Source organism: Methylosinus sporium (genome assembly GCF_003113265.1).
Classification (GTDB): domain Bacteria; phylum Pseudomonadota; class Alphaproteobacteria; order Rhizobiales; family Beijerinckiaceae; genus Methylosinus; species Methylosinus sporium.
In genome coordinates, this window is record NZ_PUIV01000003.1 from 189,106 (window position 1) to 201,434 (window position 12,329).

8 protein-coding genes and 1 tRNA gene are annotated in these 12,329 nt (G+C 66.0%); 6 read left to right on the forward strand and 3 right to left on the reverse strand.

Annotation, left to right across the window (positions count from 1 at the left end; translation table 11 throughout):
- The first annotated feature begins 130 nt into the window (after window positions 1-130).
- From C5689_RS04130 to fba, 3 genes are all read left to right on the forward strand, one after another.
- Window positions 131-1,006, forward strand: a complete 876-nt coding sequence (locus C5689_RS04130) for a phosphoribulokinase (RefSeq protein WP_108915998.1) — start codon at window positions 131-133, stop codon at window positions 1,004-1,006.
- Window positions 1,007-1,019: 13 nt separating this feature from the next.
- On the forward strand, window positions 1,020-3,020 hold the full coding sequence (gene tkt, locus C5689_RS04135) for a transketolase (protein WP_108916018.1): 2,001 nt from the start codon (window positions 1,020-1,022) through the stop codon (window positions 3,018-3,020).
- A gap of 265 nt (window positions 3,021-3,285) precedes the next feature.
- A complete protein-coding gene (fba, locus tag C5689_RS04140) occupies window positions 3,286-4,368 on the forward strand; it encodes a class II fructose-bisphosphate aldolase (protein ID WP_108915999.1) in 1,083 nt (360 codons plus the stop codon).
- Window positions 4,369-4,421: 53 nt separating this feature from the next.
- Here fba and C5689_RS04145 read toward each other — a convergent pair whose 3' ends face one another.
- The gene (locus C5689_RS04145) at window positions 4,422-4,784 is read right to left on the reverse strand and encodes a hypothetical protein (RefSeq protein WP_108916000.1); all 363 of its coding nucleotides are present in this window, start codon (window positions 4,782-4,784) and stop codon (window positions 4,422-4,424) included.
- Window positions 4,785-4,962: 178 nt separating this feature from the next.
- Here C5689_RS04145 and rpe point away from each other — a divergent pair, with 178 nt between their 5' ends.
- The 3 genes from rpe to C5689_RS04160 all read left to right on the forward strand — a co-directional run bounded on the left by rpe (window position 4,963) and on the right by C5689_RS04160 (window position 7,378).
- Window positions 4,963-5,649, forward strand: a complete 687-nt coding sequence (gene rpe / locus C5689_RS04150) for a ribulose-phosphate 3-epimerase (RefSeq protein WP_108916019.1) — start codon at window positions 4,963-4,965, stop codon at window positions 5,647-5,649.
- An 83-nt stretch (window positions 5,650-5,732) separates the two neighbouring features.
- On the forward strand, window positions 5,733-7,223 hold the full coding sequence (locus tag C5689_RS04155; RefSeq protein WP_108916001.1) for a pyruvate kinase: 1,491 nt from the start codon (window positions 5,733-5,735) through the stop codon (window positions 7,221-7,223).
- A gap of 80 nt (window positions 7,224-7,303) precedes the next feature.
- Window positions 7,304-7,378, forward strand: a tRNA-Gln gene (locus tag C5689_RS04160).
- Between the two features lie 409 nt (window positions 7,379-7,787).
- On the opposite strand, the gene C5689_RS04170 is transcribed toward C5689_RS04160, so the two are convergent.
- Together C5689_RS04170 and C5689_RS18340 are read right to left on the reverse strand one after the other, a co-directional pair.
- Complete coding sequence (locus C5689_RS04170; protein ID WP_108916003.1) at window positions 7,788-11,240, reverse strand: DEAD/DEAH box helicase family protein; 3,453 nt, start codon at window positions 11,238-11,240, stop codon at window positions 7,788-7,790.
- Window positions 11,241-12,135: 895 nt separating this feature from the next.
- On the reverse strand, window positions 12,136-12,329 hold a 194-nt coding region (locus C5689_RS18340; protein WP_206605351.1), incomplete at its 5' end, for a restriction endonuclease subunit S domain-containing protein.

Consider the following 12,329-nt stretch of genomic DNA (forward strand, 5'->3'; position numbering starts at 1 on the left):
GGGACGGCGCGCGGCGGCGTCCGAGATTTTTTTTGCGCGGGCCGAGCAAACGCCCGGCTTTTCTTGTAGGAGAATTACAGCGCGGCCTTCCGGCTCGCGCGTCCCGTTCCGGCCTGCGGTGAGCGTCGTCATGTCGATCAAGCATCCGATCATCTCGATCACCGGCTCGTCCGGCGCCGGCACCAGCTCGGTCAAACAGACATTCGAGCAGATTTTCCGCCGCGAGAAGGTGGAGGTCGCCTATGTCGAAGGCGACTCCTTCCACCGCTTCGACCGCGATCAGATGAAAGCGGCCATGGCCGACGCCCAGGCGCAGGGCAATCAGCATTTCAGCCATTTCGGCCCAGAGGCCAATCTGCTCGGCGAGCTCGAGACCTTGTTCAAGGAATATGGCGAGACCGGAAGCGGGCAATATCGCCATTATGTCCATGACGCGAACGAGGGCGCCGTGCTCGCCTCGCCGCCGGGCACTTTCACGCCCTGGCGCGAGCTGCCCGCCAATACCGATCTTCTGTTCTACGAAGGCCTGCATGGCGCCGTCGTGACGGAGGACGTCAATGTCGCGCGCTACGCCGATCTCAAAATCGGCGTCGTGCCGGTCATCAATCTCGAATGGACGCAGAAGCTCCATCGCGACCGCAACACGCGCGGCTACACCACCGAGGCCGTCACCGAGACGATCCTGCGCCGGATGCACGATTATGTGTATTACATCTGCCCGCAATTCTCGGAGACGGACATCAACTTCCAGCGCGCCGCGACGGTGGACACATCCAATCCCTTCGTCGCACGCTCCATTCCGAGCCCGGACGAATCGATCGTCGTCATTCGCTTTCGCGATCCGCGCGGCGTCGATTTTCCCTATCTCGTGACGATGATCGCCGGCAGCTGGATGTCGCGCGCCAATTCCATCGTCATTCCGGGCAATAAGCTCGATCTCGCCATGCAGCTCATACTCACGCCGCGGATCTTGGAGCTGATGAAACGCAAACGTGGCGAAGCCTGAGGAAACGAATCCGATGTCGAATGTTCTGGAGACTGTCGCCGAAGTCGCCGCGGCCGAGGACGAGCGCCGCGCCGCCAACGCCATTCGCGCGCTGGCGATGGACGCGGTGGAGAAGGCCAAATCCGGCCACCCCGGAATGCCCATGGGCATGGCCGACGTCGCCGCGGTGCTGTTTCGTCAATTCGTGAAATTCGACGCCTCGGCGCCGGACTGGGCGGACCGCGATCGCTTCGTGCTGTCGGCGGGGCATGGCTCCATGCTGCTCTATGCGCTGATTTATCTGCTCGGCTATCCGGGCGTTTCGATCGACGATCTGAAAAACTTTCGCCAGCTCGACTCGAAGACGCCGGGCCATCCCGAGTTCGGCCACACGATCGGGGTCGAGACGACGACCGGCCCGCTCGGCCAGGGCCTCGCCACCGCCGTCGGCCTCGCCATTGCGGAGCGGCTGCAGGCGGCGCGTTTCGGCGATGAGATCGTCGACCATCGCACCTATGTCATCGCCGGCGACGGCTGCCTGATGGAAGGCGTCAGCCATGAGGCGATCGATCTCGCCGGCCATTTGAAGCTCGGCCGGCTGATCGTGCTATGGGACGACAATGGCATTTCCATCGACGGGCCGACGACGCTCTCCACCTCCACCGATCAGCTGGCGCGCTTCGCCGCCTCCGGCTGGCATGTGCAGCGCGTGGACGGCCATGCGCCGGCGGAGATCGCCGCCGCGCTCGCCGCCGCGCAGCAGGACGCGCGCCCCTCGCTGATCGCCTGCCGCAGCGTCATCGGCTATGGCGCGCCGGGCAAGCAGGGCAAGGAGACGGTCCACGGCGCGCCGCTCGGCGCCTCGGAGATCGAGCTCGCCCGCGCCGAACTCGGCTGGCCCTATGAGCCCTTCGAGATTCCGGCGGAGACGCTGGAGGCCTGGCGCGCCGCCGGCCGCCGCGGCGAGAGCGAAAGGCTCGCCTGGGAGCAGCGTCTCGCCGCCTCCGGCAAGCGCGACGCCTTCGAGAATTTCTTAAAGGGCGACGTCTCCGGCGCGGTGGCCGCGCCGCTGCGCGCGCTGCGCGAGAGCTTCGCCACCGAGCGGCCCAAGGTGGCGACGCGCAAATCCTCCGAGACCGTGCTCGGCGTCATCAACGCCGCGACCGACGCCACGATCGGCGGCTCCGCCGATCTCACCCATTCGAACTTCACCATCACCAAGGGGCTCGGCTCGGTCTCGGCGGAGAATTTCGCCGGCCGCTACATTCACTATGGCGTGCGCGAGCACGGCATGGCCGCCGCGATGAACGGCATAGCGCTGCATGGCGGCTTCGTTCCCTATGGCGGAACCTTTCTCGTCTTCTCCGATTATGCGCGCGGCGCGATCCGCCTCTCCGCGCTGATGGGCCAGCGCGTCGTCTATGTGCTGACGCATGATTCGATCGGCCTCGGCGAAGACGGGCCGACGCATCAGCCGATCGAGCATCTCGCCTCGCTGCGCGCTCTGCCCAATCTCTATGTGTTCCGCCCGGCGGACGCGATCGAGACGGCGGAGAGCTGGGAAATCGCCCTCAATGCGAAGACGACGCCCTCCGTGCTGAGCCTGTCGCGCCAGAATTTGGCGACGCTGGAGCGGCCGCTCGGCGAGAATCTCACGGCGCGCGGCGCCTATGTGCTGCGCGAGCCGAGCGGCGGGCGCCATGTGACGCTCATCGCCACCGGCTCGGAAGTGCAGATCGCGCTCGCCGCCGCCGATCTTCTGTGGACGCGGGGCGTGCGCGCCGCCGTCGTCTCCATGCCCTGCTGGGAGTTGTTCGAGACGCAATCGCCGACCTATCGCGCCAGCGTGCTCGGCTCGGCGCCGCGCGTCGCGGTGGAGGCCGCCGCGCGGCTCGGCTGGGACCGCTGGATCGGCGAGCGCGGCGCCTTCGTCGGCATGACCGGCTTCGGCGCGAGCGCGCCGGCGGATGCGCTCTACGCCCGCTTCGGCATAACGGCCGAAGGCGTCGCCGGGACCGCGCAAGCGCTGCTCTGACGATCGGCGTGATCGGAACGGCGCCCGCAGCTTCGCGAGCGTCGCGCCGGCAGGGAATGAATAGTCGATTTCGAGCTCGAACGAATAGACCAAGAGAAACCCTCGCGAGAGGGCGCCGCAATTCTCGGCGAGCGGCCGCGGGAGGTGATGACATCGCCCGCGCTCCGCTATATCGCTATCAACGGAATCGGCCTGCGCCCCCGCATTGCTCTGGCGGCGCCGCCGTAGACTTTAATCGAATTCCGGCACTGGGAGGACACCGCAAATGGCGCTCATCACCCTTAGACAATTGCTCGACCACGCCGCCGAGCACGACTATGGCGTGCCGGCCTTCAATATCAACAACATGGAACAAGGTCTCGCGGTGATGGAAGCCGCCGCCTCCGTCGACGCTCCGGTCATCATCCAGGCGAGCCGCGGCGCCCGCTCCTACGCCAATGACGTGATGCTCGCCAAGATGATCGAGGCGCTGGCGATCATGTATCCCGACATTCCGCTGGTCATGCATCAGGACCATGGCAATAGCGAAGCCACCTGCGCCAGCGCCATTCGCTTCGGCTTCACCTCGGTGATGATGGACGGCTCGCTGGAGGCCGACGGCAAGACGCCGGCGAGCTACGACTACAATGTCGCGGTGACGCGGCGCGTCGTCGATCTCGCCCATTGGGTCGGCGCTTCGGTCGAGGGCGAACTCGGCGTGCTCGGCTCGCTCGAGACCGGCGAGGGCGAGAAGGAAGACGGCCATGGCGCCGAAGGCAAGCTCAGCCATGACCAGCTGCTGACCGATCCCGCTCAGGCGGTGGATTTCGTCGCCCGCACCAAGGTCGACGCTCTCGCCATCGCCATGGGCACCTCGCATGGCGCTTATAAATTCTCACGCAAGCCGGACGGCGCCATTCTCGCGATGCATGTGATCGAGGAGATTCACAATCGCCTGCCGAACACGCATCTCGTGATGCACGGCTCCTCCTCCGTGCCGCAGGATTTGCAGGACGCGTTCAATGCGGCCGGTGGCGAGATGCCGCAGACATGGGGCGTGCCTGTCGAAGAGATTCAGCGCGGCATCAAATTCGGCGTGCGCAAGATCAATATCGACACCGATTGCCGCATCGCCGTCACCGCCTCCATCCGCGCGACGCTGCTGAAGAACAAGGGCGAGTTCGACCCGCGCAAATATCTGAAGCCCGCGCAGGAGGCGATGCGCAAAGTGTGCAAGCAGCGCTATGAGGAATTCGGCGCCGCGGGCCAGGCGAACAAGATCAAGCCGATCCCGCTCAGCGAAATGGCGAAGCGCTATGCCGCAGGCGCGCTCGATCCGCAATTCGCGGAAAAGAGGGCCGCGGAGTGATGCGGCGAACGGCGCGCCCTAAAACGTCGGGCGCGCCAAAGCTCGCTTCGAGCTTATTTGCACTGATTGAGATCGGGACGATCGCCGGCGCAGAAATTCGCGCCCTTCGAGCTGGGCTTACCGCTGGCGGCGAAGCCGCCCGTCAGCGCCGCGCCCTTGAAGGTCGCCGTCACGACTTTGTATTTCGTGATATCCAGGCGGGAATTGTCGCAATGCTTCAGCGCCACGGCGGAGCACTCCGCTTCGCTCTCGGCGGATTCCTGCGTGTCGCACTCCTGCTTGCCGTTGCACTTCTTGTAAGACTCCGCCTCCTGGCCGGCGCAGGCCGTGCGCTTGATGTGAACGACGCAATCGGCGGCGAAAGCGTTCGAGAACGGCAGCGCCAGCAGCGCCGCGAGAGCGATGGCTTTTTTCATAGGATCCCCCCTCTATGTGATGTACGGCGGGCGAGCGGTTTTGAGCACGCCTGCCATCTCATTGGTGCACCGCCATTACGAAATCTGCGTGACGCAAATCGACGCGGCCCGCCGAAACACAATCGCAATCGGGGAGCCCCGCCAGTCTCTCGACATCGACATAGACGGAGCCTCTCATATGCCCAATGACATCGTCATCGCTCCTTCCATTCTCTCCGCCGATTTCGCACGGCTCGGCGAGGAGGTGCGCGACGTCGTCGCCGCCGGCGCCGATTGGATTCATCTCGATGTGATGGACGGGCACTTCGTGCCCAACATCACCTTCGGCCCCGCCGTGGTGAAGGCGCTGCGCCCGCACGCCGCCTGCACTTTCGACACGCATCTGATGATCGAGCCGATCGACCCTTATGTCGCGGCCTTCGCCGAGGCGGGCGCCGACATCATCACCGTTCACGCCGAGGCGGGCGCGCATCTGCATCGCTCGCTGCGGCTCATCCGCTCGCTCGGCAAAAAGGCCGGCGTGTCGCTCAATCCGGCCACCAGCGAGCGCACGCTCGATTATGTGCTCGACGATGTCGATCTCATTCTCGTGATGAGCGTCGATCCGGGCTTCGGCGGGCAGAGCTTCATTCCCTCGCAGCTCGACAAGCTTCGGCGCATTCGCGAGATGATCGGTCGTCGTGACATCATGCTCGAGGTCGACGGCGGGGTGACGCCGCAGACGACGACGGCGATCGTCGAAGCGGGCGCGGAGGTTCTCGTCGCCGGCTCCGCCGTCTTCGCCGGCGCGGGGGTTTCCGCCTATCGCGACAATATCGCCGCGCTGCGTCATGCGGCGGCGGCGGCCGGCGCGCTCGCCGTGTGACGGCGCATCGCACAGCGACGTTGCGAAATCGTCATGATGGAGGAAGAAACCATGGGCGCCTCGCCGCGAACGGACTTCACCGGATGAACGACGCCAGACACAGGCCGGCGAGCGAGGCTCGCGCCGAACTCCACGAGCTATCGACCGCTCTGTCGCGCCTGCGCGAGGAGATCATCGCCGACGGCGCCGCCCTCCTCACACGCTGGGGCGGGCCCTTCACGCCGCAGGCCGCTTCGGCGGCGGAGAATCTCGCCCATTACATCGCCCTGCGGCGCCGCGATCTCAGCGCTCTGCAATCTCGCCTCTCGGCCTTCGGCCTCTCCTCGCTCGGCCGCAGCGAGGCCAAGGTGATGGAGGCGCTGGACGCGCTGCTCGCGACGCTCAGGCGGCTCGACGGCGAGGCCGACGCCCCCTACCCCACGCCCGCGGCGATGCGCGCCGGCGAGGACGCCTTGAGCGCCGCGCGCGACCAGATTTTCGGCGTCGTCCCCGCGAAACCGCACGCCGTGGTGATGGTGACGCTGCCGAGCGAGGCGGCGAGCGAGCCTGCGCTCATCCGCCGGCTGATGGAGGCCGGCATGGGCTGCGCGCGCATAAATTGCGCGCATGACGACGCCGCCGCCTGGGAGGCGATGATCGCCAATATTCGCGGCGCGGAGGCCGCGCTCGGGCGCAATTGCCGCGTGCTGATGGATATCGCCGGACCGAAATGCCGGATCGAGCAAGTGCGCGCGCCCGAGAAGCTGCGCCTCTACCGCGGCGACCGTTTCGCCATGGTCGCCGCGCTCGATCCGCGCGCCGCCGGGCCGGTCGCGATCCGCCCCTCCTTTCCGCAGGCGATCGACCAGCTCGCGCCGGGCGCCGAAGTGTGGATCAATGACGGGAAGATCGGCGCCCGCGTCATAGAGGCGCGCGCGGGCGCCGTGGAGCTGGAAGTGTTCAGCGCGCGCGGCAAGGGCGAGCGGCTGAAGGTCGAGAAGGGCCTCAATTTCCCCACCATCGATCTGCGCCTGCCGCCGCTGACGCCGAAGGATTTCCGCGATCTCGATTTCGTCGCGGCCAAGGCCGATCTCGTCGGCTTCTCCTTCGTGCAGGAGACGAGCGACGTCGATCTCCTGCAGGATCATCTCGCGGCGCGGCGCGGCGCGCTGCCGAAGCAGACGATCGTGCTGAAGATCGAGACGCCCCTCGCCGTGCGCAATCTGCCGCAGCTCATTCTGCGCTCGGCCCAGCATCATCCGACCGCCGTGATGATCGCCCGCGGCGATCTCGCCGTCGAGCTCGGCTTCGCGCGGCTCTCCGAAATGCAGGAGGAGATTTTATGGCTCTGCGAGGCCGCCCATGCGCCGGTGATCTGGGCGACGCAGGTGCTCGACCAGTTCATCAAGGACGGCGCGCCGAGCCGGGCCGAGACCACGGACGCCGCCATGGCCCAGCGCGCCGAATGCGTGATGCTGAACAAAGGGCCGTATCTCGCCGAGGCGGTGACATTCCTGCGCGACGTGCTGGCCCGCATGGATCGCCATCAATCGAAGAAATTCGCCCGCTTCATGCCGCTGCGCGCCTGGGACTAGAGGCGCGCGAAAAAGTTGCGGAGCCGACGCCGGGGCATTATGGGATAGCCGCCGCCCGGCGACTCGGCCGGTCGGCGCATTGGGGCGTCGCCAAGTGGTAAGGCAGCGGATTTTGATTCCGCCATACGGAGGTTCGAATCCTCCCGCCCCAGCCAGAATTCCGTAAGTCATTGGAATCGCTAGAAAATTGCCTTATGGGCACGTTTCCACATCCGTGTGACATATGGCTGGCACACCACGGAGACTTCGTGCCCGCCCTAACCCATGTCGTGCGTCGCGGCGCGTTCTATTATTGGCGGCGGCGACTGCCGTCGGCGCTTGCCGAATCGAGAAATTCTGCGACGCCGATTCTCGGCCTGGACGCCAGCAACCCCGGAAGAGCGCGCTACCTCGGGGGCCAGATTTTAAGCGCTCGCCGATCGCTGTTCTTTCCGGCCGCTCGAAGCGCGTCGCCTCGACTGCGATGAAAGAGACCGAGCGAAGTATCGAGGCCCGCGGCCACGATCGCCCGCGCCGCGTCGGCCGCGTCGAAGGAGCGGAATTCGGCGTCGAGCGGAGGTCCGCTCACGCCGCGCTGCGCTCGTCCACGCGTCGGAGAATGTCGACGAGGCGCAGAACATCGGCCGTCTCGAAGACGCCCTCGACGCCTTTGGCGTCGAAATCGGTGAAAGGGGTCTCATAGAGGAGCGCGGGGTCCATCGCGCCGCGCTCGGTGAGATGATCGATCACGAGATTGAGAAACTCGTGCTGGTCCGCGGTCAGTCGCCGTCCATCCTCGAATTCCGAGAAAAGCCTTTTCGCCGCCTCGCGGTCCAGGCCGACCAGCGAGCGAACGAAACGCGCGAGGCCACCCTCCGACTGGATGAGGCCGAGGGAGGCGTCGTCGGCTCCGGACTCCTTGAAGATGCGCTCGAGCTCGGAAAGATCAGTCGCGGTCAGAGGCTCGGCGCGTTTCAACTTGAGGACGGCGATATGGCTTTCGTGCGGGCGCAGGAAGACGCGCGCCTTGCGGCGAAAGGCGTCCATATCCGTCCCCACCGGAAGGCCGCGTATCGCCACCTCGGCGCCGGCGCCGATGCGATCCTCGAAATCGGAATAGACGATCGGCCGCTTCTCGCGCTCGATCAGCTTCACGAGCGCGCGCAGGCGTCGCCGGAGCCGCTCGAGCATGGGCAGCGTCACATCCTGCCAAAAGGCGTCGGTCTGGACTTCTTCGATCAGCGCGATCTCCGCCGCGATCATCGGCACATTGGCGAGCGGTTCGAGCAGCGAGGCGATCTCCCGAATGCGCGTGGCGAGGCCCACGAAAGAGGGCTCTACGCGCAGCAGGGCCAGCTCGGTTCGGAACAGAAGGAGATCGAACTGCTTGGCGGCGAGATCGTCGTCGCCGACCGACGAAGGAAGGCCTGCGACATGCTCGATCAATTCGGCGCGCGCGTCGGCGTCGAGCCGCGCCCAGGCGGCGCTCGACGAAAATTTTTCGACAGAGCGGCGATGCGGGCGGACGAGGAAATTGTCGAGGCTCATGCCTTCGACCTCCGCCCGCAGCGCGCCGGCGAGCGATGCGCGGATCTCGGCGACGGCGGCGTCGCGATCGGCGTCCGATCCGCTCTCGCCGACATGCAGCGCCGCCGGCGGCAATTGCGCGTAGTCGCCGGCCGGCGTCTCGGTAGCGGCGCCGTCCAACTCGCCGATCAGCTCCACGCGCGCAATGAAAAGGCGTTTGCCGAGAGACTCGCCCGCCTTGCCGTCGGCGACATTCGGATGCTCGTCGAAGAATTCGAAGTTCCGGCACCAATCGAAAATATAGAAGAACTCCTTGTCCTTCTTCTCGCCGAAGAGATTCTCGCAAAGGCGCGTGCCGCGGCCGATCATCTGCCAGAATTTGGTCTTGGAGCGCACGGGCTTGAAGAAGACGAGATTCACGATCTCCTTCACATCGATCCCGGTGTCGAGCATGTCGATCGACACGGCGATATGCGGCGCCTTTTCCGCGTCGGAGAAATCATCGATCAGCGTCTGCGCATAGGAGATCGAATGGTCGATCACCCGCGCGAAATGGCCGGCGAGATGCGGATAATGCGCGTCGAAGCGCTCGGCGATGAAATTGGCGTGGTCCCGGTTCTTCGCGAAAATGATCGTCTTGCCGAGCCGGTCGCCGTCCGCGACCTTCAGCCCATTCTCCATGAGATGGGCGAGCACGCGGTCGACCGTGTCGGCGTTGAACAGCCATTTGTTGATCGCCGGCGCCTCGACGACGCCCGGAACGGCGCCGTCCTCCTCCCATTCGAGCGCGTCCCATTTCTCCTTGTCGTCGTCGGAGAGCGCGTCATAGCGAATGCCGCTGTCGAGAAAATCCGTCGTCAGCGACACGGCTTTCGGCGGCGCGAGAAAACCGTCGCGCACCGCCTCGTCGAGACTATAGGCGTCGGTCGGCACGCCGGTCTCCAGGTCGAACAGCCGATAGGTGTCGCGATCGACCTCGCCCTTCGGCGTCGCCGTCAGCCCCACCAGCAGGCTGTCGAAATAATCGAAGATGGCCTTGTATTTTCGATAGACGGAGCGATGCGCCTCGTCGATGACGATGAGATCGAAATGGCCGACGCCGAAGCGCCGCCCCTCGGCGTCCGCCTCGTCGATCAGCCGCATCATCGTCGGATAGGTCGAAACATAGACGCGGCCCTCCTGCGTCTTGTCCTCGACGAGATTCACCGTCGCCGCGCCGGGCAGATGCTTCTTGAAGGCGTTCGTCGCCTGAGTCACGAGGGCCTTGCGATCGGCGAGGAACAGCACGCGCTTCACCCAATTGGCGCGCATCAACAGATCGCAGAGCGCGATCACCGTGCGCGTCTTGCCGGCGCCGGTGGCGATCACCAGCAGCGCCTTGCGCGCATGGTCGCGCTCGAAGCTTTCCGTCACGCGGCGGATGGCGCGCTGCTGATAGGCGCGATCGACGATTTGCTTGTCGATATTCTCCGGCGCGAGCGTCTTGCGCGTCTCGCGCCGCTGCAGCATCAGCTCCAGCTCGTCGCGCTTCAGAAAGCCCTGGATCGGGCGCGGCGGGTGACGCGTATCGTCCCAGATCCAATGCTCATAGCCGTTGGTGGTGAAGATCACCGGCCGCCGGCCATATTGCGCCTCGAGGCGATCGGCGTAGAGCTTGGCCTGCTGCTGTCCGTCGCGCGGATCGCGGCGGCTGCGCTTGGCCTCGATCAGCGCGAGCGGCCGCCCATCGGCGCCGGGCAGCACATAATCGACGAAGCCGACGCCGCTCGCATTTGGCATTCCGCGCACTTCCACTTCGGCGACATCCGGGGCCTGTGGATCGAATCCGGCCTCGCGCAGCAGCGTGTCGATGAAGAGATCGCGGGTCTCGCTCTCGCGATAGTCATGCGTATCCGGCCGCGCCTGGTTCGCCGCCTTGGCGCCGGCGATCTCGGCGCGCAACGCCGCGAGCGCCGCCTCGATTTCGGCGCGACGCTCCTCGCTCGCGGAGAGGGCGGCTTCGACCGCTTTGCGTTGCTCCACGCTCGTCCGATAGCGCCGCGCGGCCTCCTGCAATTGCGCCAGCGTCGTCTGCTGAACCTGCGCGAGCTTCGGCAGCGCCTCCAGGCTGAAAGCCGCATCCGGCGCGGGCTTCCCGCCCCTTGCGTAGGTGCGGACGAGCCAATAGGCGATGTCGAAGAATTCGCGCAGCGCCGTCGCCGCCTGCGTCGGGGCGACCGGCTTGCCATGGGCGGCGGCGTTGCCGACATCCTTCACGAAGCGGGCTTTGACGCAGAGCGTGCGGCCGACGAGCGTCTGGAAGCTCGGCGCCGCGATCAGCGCGGCGAGCGTCGATTCATAGGGGCTGCGCAGCGTCCCGTCATGCCGATAGAGCCATTCGACGGAGGTCTCCAGCGCCAGCCGGCAATAAAAGGCGGCGCCGCGCGAATCGCTGCGCGCCAGCGCTTCCGCGCGGGAGGCGTGGGTGAATATGTCGGGAAATTCGGCTGCGAGAAATGAAAATTGGGACATGGCGGGTCAATTCGACGACAGAGCGAGGCCAAAGTCCAGCCCCCGCGCTCCAGAACGCCGGGCGATCGGGCGAGCGAATTATCCCGATCTTTCATGCTGAAGGAGCCGCTCGGCGGGCTCTGCGCGAGTTGTAGGTATTTTATCCCACATATGGGCGCGCCTTTGCGCCCGCCGCCCGGAATGGGCGCGGGAGGATGGGAGGGTCCGGGACGCTTCGGCCCCGTTCGGCCTCGGCGTGCCTTGAAGCAATGCGCCTCGGAGCGGGAAGCGTCCCGGACCACGGCTGCCTTTTCTGTCCGCCGCCTGCGGGCCCAGGGTTGTTTTCCCCTTTCGGGTAGTCTATCCCCGCGCGAACCTCGGATATTCGGCCGGGCTTTCGCATGTGGCCACACGCATGTGTCCCCATGCCTCCGCGCGAAGGAGAAGCCCGTGCCGGCGGCGTGGCGTCGCTGGAAACGAGCGAGGGTCGGCGCCCGTCCATGCGAACCGCGCCCCCGCCGACGCCGCCTACCCTTCAGGCGCGCCCCACCGGCGGAGGCGAGGGAGAGAATAGGAATTTAGTCCGCAATTGTCAAGAGGCGGCGGGGAGGGGTTCGCCACCCTCCCCTCGAGAGAGAGGGTCGCGCCGAAGGCGCGGGGTGGAGTCCGCGCGACGAAGATTCAGGGATCGCCCCACCCCGTCCTGCCTGCGCAGGCCGACCCTCCCCCTGAAGGGGAGGGTGGAGCTCCGGGGCTTCTCACGGACGCCCTATGACGCGACGCGGCGAAATGAGCCGCAACGATGGGGCCGCGTTCCTTCTCCCACTTGTGGGAGAAGGTGGCCCGACGAAGTCGGGTCGGATGAGGGCTATCGAGGCTACAACGCTTCGAAAATACGTCTATTCTTCCCGGACCCTCATCCGACCTCGCTTCGCGAGGCCGCCTTCTCCCGCGCGCGGGAGAAGGAAGGGGCGGAGAGGTCGCCGCGGAAGGCGCGATGTTGCAGGCAGGCGAACAGAGCGTCGAGCCGCGCGAGATGGGCGCGGTGATGGGCTTTGAGCTTGTCGATCTCGGCGACCCGGGCGGCGAAGGCGTGTTGGAGGGGGAGGG